At 52.4% G+C, this 19698-nt stretch carries 5 protein-coding genes; 3 read left to right on the top strand and 2 right to left on the bottom strand.

The features are described 5' to 3' along the window. Window positions 1-28: 28 nt before the first annotated feature. Together CYPRO_RS00455 and CYPRO_RS00460 are read right to left on the bottom strand one after the other, a co-directional pair. Complete coding sequence (locus tag CYPRO_RS00455) at window positions 29-12190, bottom strand: hypothetical protein (RefSeq protein WP_114982623.1); 12162 nt, start codon at window positions 12188-12190, stop codon at window positions 29-31. Window positions 12191-12216: 26 nt separating this feature from the next. Further along, on the bottom strand, window positions 12217-13983 hold the full coding sequence (locus CYPRO_RS00460; RefSeq protein WP_124245466.1) for a transporter: 1767 nt from the start codon (window positions 13981-13983) through the stop codon (window positions 12217-12219). A 937-nt stretch (window positions 13984-14920) separates the two neighbouring features. Here CYPRO_RS00460 and CYPRO_RS00465 point away from each other — a divergent pair. The 3 genes from CYPRO_RS00465 (at window position 14921) to ruvB (ending at window position 19679) form a co-directional block, all read left to right on the top strand. After that, window positions 14921-15760 carry a formate/nitrite transporter family protein gene (locus tag CYPRO_RS00465; RefSeq protein WP_114982625.1) on the top strand — a complete coding sequence of 280 codons (840 nt, stop codon included), beginning with the start codon at window positions 14921-14923 and terminating at the stop codon, window positions 15758-15760. A gap of 867 nt (window positions 15761-16627) precedes the next feature. Beyond that, entirely contained in the window at window positions 16628-18541 is a 1914-nt protein-coding gene (locus tag CYPRO_RS00470; protein ID WP_114982626.1) for an ABC-F family ATP-binding cassette domain-containing protein, read from the top strand. Window positions 18542-18668: 127 nt separating this feature from the next. Further along, entirely contained in the window at window positions 18669-19679 is a 1011-nt protein-coding gene (ruvB, locus tag CYPRO_RS00475) for a Holliday junction branch migration DNA helicase RuvB (RefSeq protein WP_114982627.1), read from the top strand. Window positions 19680-19698: the final 19 nt, after the last annotated feature.

Genomic DNA, 19698 nt, shown 5'->3' on the forward strand with positions numbered 1-19698 from the left:
TTCGAAATTTTCAGGTTAATGGTACGGGTTAAAAGCCCAAACCGGGCGGAACAACAAATACAGGAGGAGGATAGACGATAGGTGTAAACAGATCCGAATCCTGAATGGTGTGGTGACGTGTCCGCACAAGTCCTGCATGATTGTGAATCCGGACGGTAACCCTCAGGCCAGCAAGGTCCAAATCATCCGGTATAACCATGCTTTCCGTTTCGAGCTCAAAAGGAGTAGTATCGGGATAGGGCTGATGGTAAATCACCTGCTGGTCGACAGGGTTTATTGCAGGCATCCAGAATGGACTTCTCCGAACCTCATATTCCACTTTTACTACACCGGATTCAGGATCATGGATATTATCAATTCCGATGGTAATCCTACGGGTATCGGTATTTGCGCTTACGCTCAGGTCGGGGGTGACGGGCGGAGTTGTATCCAGGTTTATCGGACCGGTTTCCCCGAGGGCTGAAAAACTGCCTTTGGTGTTCACCGACCGGAACTGCACATACAGGTTGGGTCCTACAGGCAACTCACTTCGTGGTATGGAGATATGCCGCGGCTGCGGGTTCAGGCCCTGCACGACCTTCACGGACTTCGCGTGATTCCATTCCAGATCTACATCCGTACCGGTCGGAAATGGCCTTACAGTGGTATCCCAGCCGCCATCATAATACACGACACGGTACTGCAAGCCCAGAACATCTGATTCGGGGTCGTAGGGGACGCTTGTGAGATAGACTTTCACATCATCCGGGTCGAGTTTGGCGCGCATCTCACCGGCTTCCGGAACCGTGCTGTCGAATGACAGGTGAGGACCGCTGGTTGTGATATCGCTCCGGTTTCCGGCATTATCAACAGCCCGCAGATGCAGGTAGACTTCACGGCGGAAGGTATCAAGTACCGGGTGGTCGGAGCCGCCGGTTATGTGCAGCTCTCCGCTTTCGTGCAATTCATAATCACCGGCTGCAAAACGGGCATGCGGTGGTGTTTCGGAGCGGCTGAGTACATACTCGAAATGCGAGATGCCGGATACGGGATCTTCCGCCGAGATATTGCTGAAAAAGAGTTCCGGGTCGCCATAGGTCGTAATCCACCCAAATCCCTCTGCAAGGGTATGGCTTAGCGGGGGCACGCTGGTTACGGCGGGATAAACACTTGGCCAGTCAATGGGCGGCTGTACAGGATCCGGGGTCTGAATACCGGCAAGCGGCGCACCGGGCTCAGAAAGATCGAGGATTATTGGCCCGTCGGCGTTAGCCACGGGGCTCATTTGCCCCATGTTGTTTTCTACCCGAGCTGAGACATAGTATTCCTGACCTTCATCCATAGGGAAAAATCTTGCCGGACCCCTGATTTCCTCTGCCGGAATTGCTGTAATAAGTTCACGGTTCCCCTGCAGTTCATTCCAGTCAATCACATCAGTCGCTCCCGGGGTAGTACCAACAGCATATTCAAAGTGGCGAATGCCTACCTGTGGATCATGACCCTGAATTACCAGATGCATCGGGCCTTCTGCGTTTGTCCAGTAGCGTACTACGCCAGCCTCAACTGAAGCATTATAGTTCTCGGAAAGAAGTACGACAGGTGCCTGAGGCGGATCTGTTTCTTCCGGGAAAACATTGCTGCCGGGTGGGGTTGTGGTACCTCCGGGACCTACATCTACCGGAAAAGAAGCCCTGCGAATCGCAGTATTACCGGCTGTACCCCGCACACGGACACCCATATTTATATATGCTGTATCAAAAATTGAAAACAGTTTGAAAGCGGGCAGGGTAACCGAATTACTGTTTCCAATACTCAGGTAATCATCTGTTCTGATGGTGATATCCGAATCCGCTCCGCCGCCCAGCTGTATACGGTACTCAACGGCATTTTCGATAATGCCCTGCGGATGCTGTGCTGTCCATGACACCTCTGCCCGGTTCACGAATGTACCTTCTGTCCTGCCGGGGGTAACAGTTAATGCGGTTAACTGCGGTGGCATGAGTTCTTCGCTTAGCTGTTGCCGCTTATTTACAAATTCGCTGACCGGCGGGGCATCCGCAATAAACCCGGAACCCTCGTTTTGTTGTCTCCAGTCCACATAATTATCATAGAGATTCCAGAGAATGGCGATGGTTCCGGCCTTAACGCTAAAGAAGCTATCCATGATTTGGGTTAGGTTCTTGTGATGTGCAAAATAATCCTCCCGTTCCTGGTTCATCTGCATTAACAGTGCAGGGTTATCCATTGCGACCTTCTGTGCGTCAGCATAGGACTGCAACCCGTCAACATGCATTTGGTACCAGTAGCTGGTGTTAGCATTCGCCACCTGATTCATAATTACAGCCGGAATATCATTACCACTAATCGGCCAACTGAGACGATCATAAAGCTCCTGCACCTCGCTAAATGCTGACTGAGAAGGTTCAGGTAGTATAAATGGAAATAAATCCGGATCCATGCCGGGTGCAGGGTTGCTGTTATATGTGTGATAAACAAACTGCACACGCTTAGCAAGCCGTGCGGCTTCATCGTTTAGCCTCTGTATCCTTTGTGCGGTGGGATTGGTGACTGCATTCTGGAGCGCTGAACTGTAAAACTGATTTACCGTAGATACGCCCTGAGCAATCTGTGTCTGGTTCTGACTAAGCTGCTCTAAGAGGTTGTTCGCCCAACTGTAATTGGTCCAGCGGTAATTGGCATAGCTGGCAAACTTACGCTCGAAATACTCAATCAGGTAAATATGATCGGTCATCAGAGTCCTGAGGTTGCCATAGGGTGGTGGAGCAAAGCTACCGATTACAAGCGTGCGCATTACGGACACATTTTCTTCTACAGAAGCAATACTTTCCCTGAACTGCATGTCCAGCTGCTGCAGGTTTTCGCGCAGCTCGGAAGTGGCCTGCGCCTGATTTTCAGCCCTGCTGTCATCAACTTCAAAAGAAACTGACTGGTTCTGCCCTTCCACAACTTCCGGACGCACAACACCTGAGACCGGTGAGGTAAAAAATGCTTCAGAGAGGTTATCAAAATATTGTTCGCTGTCTTCCATCAGAACTATAGCTGTACCAAGGTCCTGCCCCAGTGAATCTTTAAGTTCATCAATATTGTCAGTAAGACTCTCAAACCACTGATTTAAAAGGCCTTCCGCGTTAGCTGGGGTAGATAACCAATTGTAGCTCGGACGGTCAGCTCCCATGATGTTGTTCAGAACATTCTGAAGGGATTGAGGAAGCGGCTCCAGACCATCTCCCTGCTCGTTAGCAAGAAGATTTGCGGCCCATGCTTTTCGGTTGTCTTCTCTTACGGAATAAAATCTTGTGGCTGCCTGCGCAAACATCTCATCGTCGGGGAACAAAACATCAAGTGGTATTGGCTCAGCCTCAGGGTTTACGATGGCTTCGAGACCAGCAATCAGACTTAGAATATCATCCTCAAACTGATCGCGCTGGGCCTGTGCCTGGGCGATCACATCGTTGTGTTCCCCGGAACCCAAACCACCGGTTGCGCCCTGACCTGTGAATGAAGCCCATCCTGATATACAGAAACGGTCTTCACCCAGACAGCCTTTAGCCGATGCAAAGAGCTCGTACCCCTCGGACTGATGCACCACAAATGCACCCCGGGCTTCTGCGGAAGCGCATCCTCCAAATGCACAAATCTCCACATCAAAAATCGCATAGGCGCCGAACGGCATGCTGTAGCTTTCATCGGTAAGAACCCATGCTGATCCCATCAGGTTGGATTCGATGCTGAATACGAATACATCAGCATAGATACCCAGACCAAGTTCGATGAGGAAGCCGGGCGGCCCCGCTAATACCGTGCTTTCTCCCCGGATGATACCGCCGTAAATTTCAAAATCGACATCTCCGATCAGCCCCCATGCGGTGGTAGCACTGCTTCCACTTTCCTCACGAACATAGAAGAAATCAACCTTACCGGTACCATCTATCACTAAGGGCACTTCTAAATTTACCATAGCACCAAAAATCAGGGATGAAATCCCGTCATCTCCCCATTCGGCAGAAGCAAACATACCGGCCTGCACCCTTGTATTGGCCACAGCATTTTCGCCGCCATCCATTTGGGCAACGGTTCCTTGTACGTCTATATAAAAAGACTGATTGGTGAGCTGCATGAATGTTGCGCCTTCCACAACGTAAGGGGCACCACTGCCGCCACCAATACCTACCGAGGCGTACAGCATTGCTGCGAATAAAGCACCGTTCTGCAGTGTAGCGGCATCCTCGTCGTAAAGGGTGTAATCAAAACCCTGGAGAGCGGTTTGCACCAGCTCAAAATCTTCTGCTTCGGGACGGTAGAAAAAGCCGCCGGCTGCTCCGGTTATATCAACAACGCCGGGGACAATTGGTATTCCGGGTGATGCGCTAACGCCTACAAAAAGTCCGTAGCTCACCCCTTCTGTTGTATTTGCAAACTTACCTGCAACCACAGCGGCTGCCTGTACATCGCCCATCTGCATCGCGCCGGTTGCAGCAGCTCTGATCAGGATATCCGAACCCTGACGGACATACTCCAAATCGGCGGTCATGGAAAAATAACTGGAAACAGAGACACCAAAGCCTTCCACAATCAGGCTCATATCACCAGAGAGGGTGCGGTAGAAAAATACGGTGTTGACCTGACCGGTGAAGCCGCCTTCAGAATCACCGCCCGCCCCTATGGTCAGATTCACGGCTGGCAGGCCTTCTTCTCCGCCGTTGCCGCCATTCCCGCCAGCGCTGCCGTTTCCGATATCGGCCGGACAGGGGCCAAAGCAAATCAGCTCGGTAACGCCGCTGATGGTTGTTGTTTCCAGCTCATCCTCGCTGCTGTTGCGCAATGCGGCAGGATCCGGATTGTCTCCGCCGCTGGTATCGGTAAAGGTCAGGTCAAACCCATCAGCGTCCAGCTCGCGGATAAAGCTGCCGACCTCCAGCGTAGCAAAACCGGCTATGGTTACCGAATGTTCTGATCCGGCTATGTTTCCCCAGTCTGCCACGCCTTGCGGACCAATCCGGAAATTTTCATAGGTGATGCTTGCCTCAACCTCCGGCAGGGTGAAGTTAGCGGTGCCTGATAAGTTGATAAAGAAGCTTTCTGTTTCAGACGCCCCGATATCAGCCAGGAGGCTGAGCTCAAAAAAGCTGAATTCGATATCAAAAGCTGCATTTCCGGTTACATCGTAGGCAATAACCAGGCCGGTGCTTTGCGAGTGACTGATCCCTATCCCCGGCCTTTCAGAAAAGTTGTTGTCCTCACCGAACATGATGACATCTGTGAGCCCCTCTGTCGTTTGAACAGCGAGTACCGCGTTTGCAAACAGACCGACCTCACCTTCTCCGGCAGGATCAATGTCCGCCCTGAGACGTGTCAGGCGGGCTTCCGCCACCTCTCCAAGGTTTACCGTGGCTGCGTCAGGATCAGGGGTGAACTCCAGCCCCCCTCCCTCAACTATTACGTCTCCGCTTTCATTACGGTAGATCACCAGCTCCAGACCACTGTCGCCGGTGTATTCATCAAACGGTTCCGGCAGCTGAATACCAAACCCTGCTTCGAAGCGCAGCCCCTCTTCATAGGCCAGGGCTATGCGCTCGAGCGTGATGTACTCCCCGGCCAGCTCAACCGCCATATTTTCCAGCCCTGCTTCACCTATCTCAAAGCTTCCGTCCGTTGAGAACATCAGTCCCTGAAATGCCAGCTCCTGATCCAAAAATGTGATGTTTCCGTCTGCACTTACCGCAAGACTGCGACCTGAGAGGCTTAGCGTGGGGGACAAAAGCGCCAGTTCGAGGTTGTTGTTAAACAGGCTCAGGTACTGATCGCCAATGGCGGCGGCGGCTCCGCCCAGTGCAAAGTGCAGAGAGGGCGAAGCGTTGAGTCCGCTTACGCCAACTTCCATGGCCTGTATGGTTAGCTCAAGCGGTTCGCCCAAAACCTCATCCAGATTAACAACGCCATTCAGGGAGAGGTAGAACGCTTCTTCGGTGCTCACAATCTCTAAAGGGTTATCCCCGTCGAGACTTATGACGGCCTGTCCCAGGCTGAGGTCCTGCAGTGCACTGCCCGGATCAACCGAAAATGCCCAGCCTTCTGCACTCCATGTGGCCGCGGCAAAAACGGGGTCATCATCCTGCTCCAGGATCAGGCTGCTGTGAAAGGTTGCTGCAATACTGAGTGCGTTAGGGCCAAAGGCGGCTTCGATACCCATCAGGGAAGCGCGGAAGGTGTCTTCTGAGTCACCCTCATCCACGGACCCCTCCCGGCTGAACGTGTACAGCGGCTCAGCAACAGGATCATAGGTCGTACTGTAGCTGCCTGCCGTAAATGACGCTGACGCTATTCCTTCCTGGGTCAGGTTTGCAAAAACGGTGGCTTCGTGTTCATTAAAAATTTCCGGCAGGTCAAAGGCAAGTCCGAGTTCGAGCTGCAGGCCTTCATCATTGCTTAGTGCAAGTTCACGCAGGCGCACCGGCAGATTAAGCCGGTCTTCCAGTGTTTGGCTTGACTGCACCCCTATGCTGCCTCCCGTCACATTGTAGGCGTCGTCGGTTTGAAGGGAGAATGACACATTTATTTCAAAATCTTCCCCCTGACTGTCAGGCAATGCAGGAATCACGAGGGGGAGAAAGCTGTCACCGGTTGACAGTATGTAGCCGCTGCCATCGGTATCTACCTCGATAAGGGGGTTGCCTTCCTCATCCTTAATTTCAATGTAGGCGATGCTTTCAGATGGAAGCGGAATCCGGTCCGGCAGCAAGGCGATCAGGCCGCCACCAAGGGTAAAGCCACCGCTGTCAAGAATGGCGACGGGCTCGGTTGCCGGTTCACCGTCCTGATCCCAGAAGAAAAGGGCGCGGCCGTTATTGACCTGAAGCCCGCTCAGGCTTACGGCAAAATCATCTTCCAGCTCCACGCGCAGGTTACTGTAAGATTCCCCCTGATAGTTGATGACCGCCTCGGCAGCCCCGGTAAATCCGAGTCCGCCGGCATCAAGGATAACATCGGAGGTTGCGTTAAATCGTAGTGCGTTGCCCTCCGGCGTGCTCTCTTCGGTTGGGATGAGCGCAAAAGAGAGCGGATTAAGCGGTACCAGGACCGAAAACCCGGCAGATAAGGTAGCCGAGCCGCTTTTAATACTGAATGTATCGAGGCCAATTAACAAGTTGTCAAAGCTTACTGCAACATCGAGCTCATCACGCAATAATTCTCCTCCGCCCGTGAGTGTCAGTCCTTCTGCAGAGAGTTCGGCCTCATTCACGGCAAAGCTAACGAGCGGATCGTCGTCGTTCCAAGGCATGCCCAAGTCGAAGGGCTCGGTAATGGCTACAGCTCCGTCGCGGATGGTGCCTGACAGTACATCGAGCACGAGCGAACCTGTCACCGTGCCGGGTTCAGCGCCCTCCCGTACCGGCAGGCTAAGGCTCACGGCACCATCCAGCTCGGCCTGCTGCTGACCTTCATCAAGGTACAGGTTTAGATCTGCACTGAGGACTTCCAGTTCAACCGGACCCAGAGCGAGCGAGCCGCAGGGCTGAAGGCCGCTGATACTTCCTTCGAAGGCACGTCCCTCTATGATGGCAAGGCTGAATGCGGCGGCGTGGGTACAGCCATCTTCGGCATTTTCAAAAACCGGCAGGTTTCCAACTTCACCGGTTATGGTCAGGTCAAGTGCCTGCCGGAAGCTGTTGGACGGTACCTTGGCGAGTGCCCCGGAAATCTGATCAACCAGTAACGTAGGCGGAGTTTCACCTGAGCCGATGGGCACGGCGCCATCGAGCGGAAAATCGAAATCGCCTACGAGAAACCCGTCATCAAATCCCACATTTTCAAAAAGCAGGCCGTCGGGCAGGTCGATTGCGGTTCCTTCGAATTCTGGCAGCCGTAAGCTGAAATCAAACATAAAGCCGGGGTCGACACTAAAGCCGTCATCCCAGGAAAACAGCACGCTTTCAGGGGTTCGAAGGGCGAGGGGTTCGAGGGTGAACCCTGCCAGCGAAATCTCCGGCAGACTTAGCCCCGGTATCAGTGCTTCGCTGATGTTTTGGGATGGAATCTGAATCCCATCGTTTCTGATTTCAACACCTGTGAGGGGGAAGTGCAGTACCTCATCTTCCGGCAGCGGGATATCGATGGCGAGATCAAGTTCGACAGCAAACTCAAATCCGGATACAGGTGACCAGCTGAAAAGCGGCATTTCGGCAATGGCCTCGAGTTCCAGGCCAAAATCGCCGATATTCAGACGCGGCCCCTCATCAAAAGCATAGCTGTCAAAGGCGGTGATGCTGAGGTAGCCGTCCTGCATGGCACGCAGGGTGAGATCCGCACCGGCACGGTAGCCTTGCTCCGTGAGTATTTCCATGCTGCCGTCTAAACTAAAATCGTAAGTCGGGTTGCCGCCCGTAGCGGGCATGCTGAATGTTCCGGCTACCGCATCAAGTCCCAGCTTTACTTGTTCACCGGGCAGGAGTGCAAGGGAGGCGCCAAGGTCAGTAAGGTTGAGATCGGCCTGAACCAGCCCGTTGCCCTGAAGGAAGAAAGCAACCTCCTGATCGCCTTCAAGCGATTGGTCAAACAGGTTCAGGTGCCCTGTTAGAAATAAGGCAGAAGCGGCATCAGCATGTGCTTTGCCGTATTCTATGCGGCGAAGATCGAGCGGAATATTTTTGTCGCTCAGGTCGAAAAAAGGACTGCCTTCCGGCACATCAGCAATGATGCGCCCCGAGACAACTTCCGGATTGAGCGGGTTTGCTGTTACTGTGAAGGCGTCGAAGCTGATATCCGCTATTTCTGGCGGATTTGCAGGGTCGAGCCAGGGTACGACCATGCTTAGCGGCTGATCCGGCAGGGAGCTGATGATCAGGTTTCCTTCCCCGTCATCGGTGAGGCTGACCAGAAGTTCTTCGTCTTCGCGCAGCTGAATGTAGGCGATACTTTCGGTGGGCATGGGCAGGCGTTCAGGGAGCAGGTGTTCTGCAAAATAGGCCCAGACGGGATGAAAGCCGCCCTGATCAAGGGTGGCAACCGGCGCACCTTCAAGGTAAAACGTAGCTTCTCCGCTGTTTACACCTACAGGGTTGAATCCTACCGCGAAGTCATCACTGTACGTCACAGACAGAAAGCTGTCGAACCTGCGGTCGTTAAACGCCAGGCTTGCTTCAGCGGAACCCGAGGCACGTACGCCGGCGGAGTCAACCTGAACGGACCCGCTTAGCGCCATCTTCAGGCCAGGATCGGCAATGAGAGGCGTTTCCGGGAGGGTAGCTGCAAAACTCAGCGCGTCAAGGCTTTCCCCGATACCGACCTCGACTGCAAAGGACTCATCAAAAAGAATTCTGCCGGATTTGATGTTGCGGTTTTCGAGGCTCAGCAGGAGGTTGTCGAAGGTCACCCGTCGCACCTCGTCGCCGAGCAGGAAATCCTGACGGCCATCAATAAACAGCCCATCCTGCGTAATGGCTGCACTGCTCAGGCTGAAAGTGAGGAGCGGATTCTCGTCGGATGGCAGGTTCCATTCAAACGGTCCCTGAATTTCGAAGGCCACATCATCAAAAGTACCGTCCATCAGATTCAGGGAGAAGGTGCCGGATGCGGTCTGACCGTCTGCAAGTGCAATGGAAGCTTCAGCGGACATAACGGCCTGTTGCGGCTGCCCCGGTTCCCGGCTGAATGAGACTGCTGATTCAGTGACCTCAGCCGTGAAAGGCCCGATTTCGACCGGGCAGTCCGGAACAACATTGGTAACTGCACCCTGCACGCCATCTGCAAAAGTCAGGGTTCCGGCGCTGAATGGCGTTGTTTCACCAGCCTCGCAGCTGAACGGGCTGTCGAAAGAAATGCCGCCCCCCGCCTGCAGCGAACCAAACGGCTCGACGGAACCGTCGTCCATATATTCTGCCCCGGCAGTTCCGGAAAGTCCGGTAAGTTCAAGGGTCACAAAAGGGCTGAGTTCAACAGCACAGCCTTCAAAATCTGCGAGGCTAAGATCTGCCGCGACACGGTTCTGCCGTATGCTGCCGTTTTCGACGGAAAGGGCAGTTCCGATCAGGCAGTAGGGCATGGATGAAGCGGACAGCACGGTTGCCGAGCCGCCAAAGGCAATTTCCCAGGGTCCGGGTCCGAAGCCATCCCAGTCAAAAACCGGAAAATCAAATTCGCTGAGCTGAAAAGCGTCAAGCGTCACATTGAGCTGCTGTATATTAAAATTCGGCAATGGCTGTGCGCCGGCTCCAAAATCAATGCTTTCAAACCGGATACCGTCTTTGTTTAAGGTCAGGCTTTCTATCTCCGGAGAAAGCCAGCCGTCGAAAGCGGGAATGGCAAGGCTTGCATCAAGACTGATTTCGAAATCCCATTCGGATGAAGCCGGATCATAATTCAGCTCATCAAACGCCAGGTTTCTGAAGGCCAGCTCAGCAAAACCAAGATTAAGCCGGGGCATTGGTTCTGTACAACTTGCAGCACCGGGAACCAGACTCAGCGGTTCATCGCTGTTTATACCGATATTCATGTTTGTGCCACAATAATTTCCCTGCGTTGTAAGCAAGCCGAGGGTGGCGCGCAGACTGAGATCATAGCTCAGGCTGCCGTCATCCAGGTCAATACCTACATTTCCTAAAATCTGATCGGTTTCAAAAGACAGGAGGGCGGAGCCTTCAACCAGTGGAAGGGTAAAAGTCTGATTGCAGCTGAAAGAAGCTGAAAGCTCACCTCCTGCAGCGTTAAGTCCGGTCAGATCACAGCCGGTATCCTGATCCATAACGGTGATATCGCCTTCGGCCGTTACATTCAAATCCGGAAAACTGACCGACATACCGATAAGCGTCATATCAACCCATTCACTTTGATATGCTGCAAGCGGACTGCCTGAAATATTGGCCATCCCGCTTAAGCCACCTGGTGTGAATGTGAGATGGCTGTCGGATACGGCCCGGTCTCCCAGCGGCAGTCTTGTGCTCACGCGGGCGGTAAGGCCCAGCCCCTGCTGCCAGATTACTTCTTCGAGCGCGATAAAATCGGGCAGCCAGTCTCTTGTGAGACTTTCGGTCTGACTTACTGATAGTTCTACGCTGCCGCCGGTAATTACCGCTTGCGGCAGACTGCCTTCCAAAATGCGAAGATCGTTTACCATTGCCCGCACTTCACCCTGACGCCCGTCCGCAAACTGTAGTTCTGCGACCGCCTCTCCGAAGAGAATGAGTTCTCCGCCGCTTCGGCTTATTTCCAATCCGTCAAGATTGGTAAGATCGGCCATACCGGGAACCAAATTAATGGTTGTAAGCCGCTCAGGCGGCACTTCCTCTCCCTCATCCCTGCCAAAAACAAAACTGTAAATTTCACTTTCGCCTTCCCGCGCAAAAGGAAGCTCGTCATTCGCATCCCGTGCCGTAACCTGCCACGCATATTTAGCACCTTCTTCGAGGGGTAATAAATCAGGCGTGTAGGGCAGACTTGTACCTGTAAGGGTCTGTTGATGATGAGGACGGTTACTGAGCAAGGCATCACCGGGATTCTGACCGCGCATCATTTCAACAAGTAGAAAATCATACTCGACCATAACACTACCCGGTACCGTAACAGGTGTCCAGGTAAAAAAAGGCATAGCAAGGCTTACTACTGATTCATCCGGCGGCGTAACGAGTATGGGGGGCTGTGGAAATCGAACCACGAAGTTACTGATGCCCGGAATACCGGAAACTATGGGCTGCATGTTAACCGCTTCAGGGCTTATGCGAATGCTGTAATTGCCCTCGGGAAGCGCACCCGACTGCAGCAACTGATTTCGCAGACTACTGTCAAAACCGTCTATAACATCTTCCAGATCAATATTAAAGGGAACCTCATCAAAGAACGGCACCAGAAAATGGGTGCCGGGTTCAAAAAAAACAGGATCAGACCTTTCTTCTATAAGGGTATTCCCGTTTTTGGTTACCGTTACAACAAACTCAAATGCGCGTGGTTCCATAGAACCCGGTGCGTTATATATAAACTGCACCTGATAGATATCGCTGTTATAGTTGTCTTCCAAATCTGTGATGAAAGGTGCACTCAGTACACCTGGAATGCCGGTAATCACAACCTGTGCCGTTTCCTGTGCCTGCGCCAGGGGTGCTGAAAACCAAAAACTAAGGCCCAGGCTTACTAAGAGCGCGACAACGCTTAATGGCCTGTACATCCCGTTATTTTTAGCTTCGTATCGGATGGATTTCATAAGAGGTGAGTTTGTGCTTAAAAAATTCAGAAACGCTGACTTATGCTAAGACGGACTTCGAGCTCCTGAAAAGCCCGGCCCGCTCCTTCTGTAATCTGATTGTTTATGGTTCGGGCGGTCAAACGAATTGTATTCGAGCGGATCGGGCGGTACATCATTGTAAAATTACCGGTCAGCTGCTGCTGTGCCTGTACCCTAAGTTCGCCACCGGCCTCGGTTTCGGTTCTGTTTTGTGCAAATCCGCCGTTGAGGTTAACCGAAAGCTTGCGGTCAAAGAAAGAATGCCCTACCCCGACATTAAGACCCCAGTTCCGAAAATCACTTGCAGGCGCATCTCCGCGCGCCATCATCAGGTTGGTATTGAAATTCAGACCGCTCGTAAAGGAAAGGCTGTACGTTCCGTTGGCTGAAAAAAATGTATTCCCCAAATCGCGGTCGCTGTTGTCAATCTGCACGTCCAGCACCTGATAGTTGGCGCTCATGGCAATGGCATGGGTTTGGCTCCCTTCCGACCATGCATAGGCGGGCTGAATGCTGAAATTTTGGGATATGACAGACTGTTCCGGGTAATCAAAGGTTGGGTCGTCCCCGGCTGGTGCGGATATTTCTGTCCGGTTCACCAGCCTGTTGTATCCGGCACTCAATGAAAAGTTGTTGGTGATTTGTGTCTGCGCATTCAGACCAAAATCGGTTCTGCGCTGTGTGGCTGTCCGCTGATTAAGAATGTTGTCGCGGCCAAACCGCATATTGGTGGATAAGTTGAGCCTGCCCTGTAACAGCCTAAGCTGCGGCTGCACCGTAATGTTCTGCATGTCGTCATTCACATTACGAAGCCCCATAGACCGGAAACCCGGCTGAATGCGCTCAAACCCAAGATTGAGATTGAGCGGACTGAGATCGATGCGGCTCTGCACCTGCGTGGCAAAATTGACGCGGGTTGATGTACGTGGCGTAAAAATACCTTCCAAAAATGAGGGCAAACCCGCTTCACTGAGGTCAAGGGCTTCAGCCCTTGTATCGCGGCTGAAAACCGAAACCGCATTTTGAGCCTCAATCTGAAACCTCCGGTCAAAAAAACTAAGCTGGAAGTCAGGACTCACGAGCAGGTTTTCTTCAGGCCGCGGCCGGGGGCGCCCGCCTTCAATCTCGGGTAATTCCTCATCTTCATCCCATGCATAAACCACCCCGAGATAAAAGTGATTGCCGTTTTTCCGGCCCAGCCCAAGCCGGCCGGCATAAAGCCAGCGTTCGTAGGATTGCCTGAGCGCTGAGCGGCCAAATGCACTTTCTGAGTCATCAAGCCCGGTAACACGTCTGTTAACCCGGCCTCCGGCGGCCTCAAGTCTTAAGGCACCCGGCGTGAGCTCCAGATGGGCTCCCCTGATACGTGTACCACGCAGGCTGTAGCGGTTAAGCCCCGGAGATACATCACCAGCTGCAAGCTGAACCCATCGCCATCCCCCGTTAAAACTGACCTCATTCATATCCTGCCTTAGCCGCGAGTTATCTGTTGAGTAGCGGATATTGAGACCTGAACTAAACCCCAGTACAGAAAAATTTAGGTTGGCCGTTGCCAGCCCACCGAGCGGCTCTCTCAGGTTACCGACTCGGGTAGAGCTGTATCCGTGCGACTGAAGACTCACCGTGCCGCCAAAAGTATAAAGCCTGATATCCGAATCGCCAAGGGTACCCCCCTGACGGGCTTCAGCGGCAGATGTAAACAACAGCATTCCAAACAGTACCATCAGCAGCATACTTGACGGCCTGCGCTCATTCAGTACAGTAGTTTGCACAAGACAATAATAAATTAACGATTGGTATGGCTATCCCCTTGATTATTCTTGCCATGGATACAAAAAGGGATTTATAGTTGAACGTCTTAACAATTCAAAAGGCAACATAAATTTAGGCAGACCCGAGTGCAGGCATTGGCTCAAAGGCTTTGGATCTGTTCAGGCAAAAAGCTTTCTCGTAAACTTAAATTTAAATCCTGTTTTCAAAATACATTATTTTTAAATACTACAAAATAATATTCCCCAGCTTCTGGCACTTTTTGGTTATTTATGTAATCTAATAGAAAAACAGGCGCTCACGGCACGGTAAAACCGCCTTCAGGATAACCACAGGCCAGCATGGCAGTGATCGCTACTTCCGGAAAATCTAACTTAAGTTGCAACCAAAGGCCCCCATTCTGCCGGAATCCTGAATAAAAGTTTATTTTTTACAAGCAAAGACTAAAGCTTCTTTAAACATGCCCGGAAATGAGTTTTGCACCAATAACCCGTATTGAATCAGCCATTTTTCACTTAATTATTATTAATATTACAGTTGTACACCCAAATGCATGATTTAAACCAGGACATGGCCCTTAGCGGATCTTAGCTTTTACCAGGGATAAAGCATAGCAACCAAAAAGATTAGGCTTCTTTAATATACAAGTCTTAATCATCATAAAATCAATTACATACACAACCCCGTACTCCAATCGGAAGCAAGCTCATGCCGAACATTTAAATACACAACATAACGGGTATATACATGTGTAAGGCATTATCAGGCTCAGCCACGGGATGGCATTAAGACGACAACCTTCGGCAGGGCTGCTGAATCTGAGCAAACTGAGCAAGCTGAACTCGTTTTCTGAGTAAATCGGGCTATCTTACCCTACAGGCAACTTCTCACAGCGCAGATATACAGCTCACAAGCTTCATCCCACATATTTTCACGATCATGAAAGAAGCAAAAGAAAGACAATATCCGGTATTTGGCCTTGACGCGTACTCCCCGGAGCAGGTAGTAGAGCGGGTGATGAAAGTGGGGGTTAAAAAAGTGCGCCTGCCGTATTCCAAAACATTTGCGCTTGGGCTGCTCGGTGGGTGCTACATTTCCCTCGGTGCCTTATATCAGGTTGTTGTGATGGCGAACCCGGACATCAGCTCAACCGCCGGGGCCGTCATAAGTCCGCTTTTTTACGCCATGGGCTACACCATCGGCTTTATTTCGGGAGCGGAAATTTTCACATCCAACAACCTTACCGTAATGAGCTACGCCTCCGGTCTCGTAAAACTTTATGAGATTGTGCGGAACTGGCTCATCGTGCTCGCCGGGAATTTCCTGGGTTCTATCGTGATTGTGACGATGTTTTTTTACTCCGGAAGCGCGGGCATGTTCGACGGCCTGCTTGCCGAAAACATGCTGCTCGTTACATCAGCCAAAATGGATTACACCATCCTTCAAATGTTTCTGCTCGGGGTTTTGGGTAACCTGCTGATTGTTGCCGGGGTATGGCTTTCGATGGCAGGAAGAACCGTTACTGACAAATACCTCGCCCTTTTTCTGCCGCTATCCGCAGTGCCGGCGATGGGTTTTCAGCATGCTACCGGAAACATGTTCCACTTCTTCCTTTCATTTTTGCTGCTCAACGACTACAGCTATGTCGAGCTGCCAACCGAAATCACGCTTTTACAGGCAAGCCTGAGCCTGGTTGTCGTAGCCTTTGGCAACATCTTCGGAGGCGGCGTGCTTATTGGGTTGAGCTACTACTTCATATTTGTCCGCGGTAAAATCTGAGCTGCTAAAGACAGATTGCGGTACGGAGCGGTACGAAGCAGCACAAAATGAGACAAAAACAGTAAACATCCTTTCAACATGTGCGTGATCAGCCTGAGCTTCCCGCTTGTAATTCCGGCATAGTTTATAAACCGGAAGCCATACTTCTGATCATGGCAATGCCACTGTATTGATTTTATGAGGATGTAATGGGTTCTGGCCGTCCATTATTCAGTATTCATGCCGCGTTCCGCTTGATTGCGGTGAGTATGATTTTGGGTTTCACCTTTACGGGCGCAGAGTTATCCGCGCCATAGTAATACTGATCCTCCGGAATACACGCGGTCCGAAGGCCGCCGATTCCTCTTCGGGCGGAAAAATGCACGAAACGACGGCCTATAAGCTAGTGCAAATCCGGCACAGGATGGTACGCGCTCTGATAACTTATTACCCTGAACATGAGTTTTCAGCTTCAACGTAGTCCGCCGGAAAATTTCACTTCGTGGGAATCGCTTCGCTCGGTGTGCAGTCTTTACATCACACTCAAATTTGGGCTACCGGTGTTTTTCACTAAGCCAAATTAAAACTTAGAGTTAGTAAATAAATTCTGTTTAATTGTGAATAATGCGGGGTAGTGGTACAGCTGCTTATTTCCCGTTCAAATTTGTCGAACATTTCGGCTGTGCAGCTATCCTGATTTTTTTGTGATTTGGGAAATTTCGCTGACACAGCACAGAAATACAGGGTGAAACGAGCGGTATCAGAGCGGTGATGTGACCTAATATCTTATATCGTCTGACAGCTATCAAATCCATTGCCCGCTTCTCCTCCAAACAGGGTATCTTTTGCCGAACTTTTTTATGAATACACGCCCCACCTTTCTGCACTATGACCTACCTTTCGGTTGAAAACCTTTCCAAAAGTTTTGGCATCAAGCCATTGTTCAGCGGCATAACCTTCGGGCTTTCGCGGGGGGACAAGACCGCGCTGGTTGCACCCAACGGCACCGGCAAATCGACCCTGCTGAAGGTGCTGGCCGGAAAAGAAACCGCAGATTCCGGCGAAGTGATGGTGCGCAACGGCATCCGGCTGGCCTGGCTGGAGCAGGAACCCGCGCTGGATAATGCCCTCACGATTCGGGAGTACATCGGACGGGCGGGTTCAGAAACCGCCGCGATTATCCAGCGCTACGAAGCCGCGGTGCAGGCGCAGACGGAAAACTATTCCGAGCAAACACAGCAGGCGTTCGACGCCGCGCTTGCCGCTATGGAGGCTGCCGGTGCCTGGGATTACGAGCAGCGCATGGAGAGCATCCTGAGCAAGCTCGGCATCACGCAGCTTGATCAGTCCATCAGCACGCTATCGGGCGGCGAGCGCAAACGGGTTGCCCTGGCTTTTGCGCTGCTCGAAAACCCGGACCTGCTCCTGCTCGATGAGCCGACCAATCACCTCGATGTGGAAATGATCGAGTGGCTCGAAACCTGGCTCATCAAAAGCACGGTCACCCTGCTGATGGTCACGCACGACCGCTATTTTCTGGACCGCATCTGCACGCACATCATCGAAATAGACGCCGGACGACTGTACCACCACAAGGGCAATTATTCCTACTACCTCGAGAAAAAAGCCGAGCGGCAGGAAATCGAACAGGTAGAAATCGGCAAGGCGGGTCAGCTCCTGAAAAAAGAGCTGGAATGGATGCGGCGCTCGCCCAAGGCCCGCACGACCAAATCCAAATCGCGCATTTCCGCTTTTTACGAGACCGAGAAAAAGGCCAAACAAAAAACGGATGACAGTCAGCTGCGTCTCGAAGTAAGCATGACCCGCATAGGCGGCAAAGTTCTCGAGCTTGAAGGCGTGAACAAATGTTTCGGCGATACGGTGATTCTGAAGGACTTCAGCTACGAATTTCAGCGGGGGGAGCGCATCGGCATTATCGGGCGCAATGGCGTTGGCAAAAGCACTTTCCTGAACATGCTCACGGGCGAGGAGCCGGTCGATTCCGGCTGGCTCGACAGCGGCACGACGCTGGTGTACGGGCATTACAAGCAGCGCGTCGTTGATTTTGATGAAGAGCGCCGGGTGATTGATATCATCAAAGATGTGGCCGAGTACATTGAGCTGGCCGACGGCAACCGGATTTCGGCTTCGCAGTTTTTGGAGCATTTCATGTTTCCCGGCAAGATGCAGTACACGCCCGTCGGCAAGCTCAGCGGCGGTGAAAGGCGGCGGCTCGCGCTGATGATGGTGCTGATCAAAAACCCGAATTTTCTAATCCTCGATGAGCCGACCAACGACCTCGATCTCATCACCCTGAACCGTCTCGAAGAGTTTCTGCTGGATTTTAAGGGATGCCTCATCATTGTATCGCACGACCGCTTTTTCATGGATAAGCTGGTGCAGCACTATTTTGTGTTTGAGGGGGATGGCGTCGTGCGCGATTTCAACGGGACCTGGTACGAGTACCGGCAGGAGCAGGAAGCCCTCGAAGCGGAGGCGCGTGAGCGGAAGAATGCGGAGCGGGATAAACTGCAGCAAGGGGCGGAGAAGTCCGGTGCCGCAAGGGCTGCTTCGGGCCGAAAAGGGCTGAGCTTCAAAGAGCGGAAACGCTACGAGAAGCTGGAAGCCGAAATCGAAAAAGTGACGGCTTCGCGGGAAGAGGTGGAAGCAGCAATGAATCAGACCGGACTTTCGCCCGAAGAGATAACCCGGCTTGCCGCGCAGTATGCCGAAATCGGGGAAGCGCTCGAATCGCTCGAAATCGAATGGCTGGAACTGGCCGAGCGGGCCGAAGAAACGTGACCCGGACCAAGCAGCCTGTTACCGGTCCTGATGCCTGAATTGGCGAAACGGCGCAGTTCCGCTTATTTTAAATCTGTACAAAAGCTGAATTAGGTTTCGGCACCCATCATCCTAAAAAAAGAACACCGTGGCAAATCCCAACCTGAACGCAGAACTCCGCGAACATTCCTTTGAACAAAGCCTGCGACCGCTGCGGCTGAACGAGTTTATTGGTCAGCAAAAAATCATTGATAATCTAAGCGTGTTTATCAAGGCCGCGCGAATGCGGAGCGAATCGCTCGATCATGTGCTGCTTTCTGGCCCGCCGGGTCTCGGCAAAACGACCCTTGCCACGGTCATCGCCAACGAGATGGGTGTCAGCATGCGGCCGACCATCGGGCCGGTGCTCGAAAAACCCGGCGATCTTGCAGGGCTGCTAACCAACCTCGAAGAGGGCGATGTGCTTTTTATTGATGAGATACACCGGCTCAATCCCATTGTGGAGGAGTACCTGTACTCGGCCATGGAGGATTTCAAGATTGACATCGTGATCGACAGCGGCCCGAATGCCCGCAGTGTGCAGATCGAGCTGAAGCGCTTCACCCTTGTGGGGGCGACGACCCGGAAAGGGCTGCTGACAGCTCCGCTTCGCGCACGCTTCGGGATTGACCTGCGCCTCGACTACTACGATACCGAGCTGCTGCAGCTCATCGCCCGGCGGACGGCTTCGATTCTGAACATCGGCCTGAGCGACAAAGGCTCCTTCGAGATTGCCCGCCGCAGCCGGGGCACGCCGCGTATCGTGAACCGGCTCGTGCGCCGAACCCGCGATTTCGCTGAGGTAGAAGGCACGGGGGAAATCACCGACATTCTTGCCGACCGCGCCCTGAATGCGCTCGACGTGGACTCAAACGGACTTGATGATATGGACATCCGTATTCTGAACGTACTGACGGAGCTGTATAAGGGCAAGCCCGTAGGCCTCGGCACGCTCGCGGTTGCGGTGAATGAAGAAAAGGGCACGATTGAGGAAGTATATGAGCCGTTTCTGATTCAGGAGGGTTTCCTGCAGCGCACGCCCAAGGGACGCGTCGCGACGCAGAAAGCATTCGAGTATCTCGGGGTGAAGCGGGATGCGCCCGGCGATTTGTTTGGGTGAGGTGCTTTTTTTAAAAAAT

This window comes from Cyclonatronum proteinivorum (assembly GCF_003353065.1).
Lineage (GTDB): Bacteria > Bacteroidota > Rhodothermia > Balneolales > Cyclonatronaceae > Cyclonatronum > Cyclonatronum proteinivorum.

What these genes read in the sequence shown, in the direction of transcription:
- CYPRO_RS00455 (WP_114982623.1), bottom strand. Translation starts at nt 12,190, where the DNA reads ATGAAATCCATCCGATACGAAGCTAAAAATAACGGGATGTACAGGCCA.
- CYPRO_RS00465 (WP_114982625.1), top strand. Translation starts at nt 14,921, where the DNA reads ATGAAAGAAGCAAAAGAAAGACAATATCCGGTATTTGGCCTTGACGCG.
- CYPRO_RS00470 (WP_114982626.1), top strand. Translation starts at nt 16,628, where the DNA reads ATGACCTACCTTTCGGTTGAAAACCTTTCCAAAAGTTTTGGCATCAAG.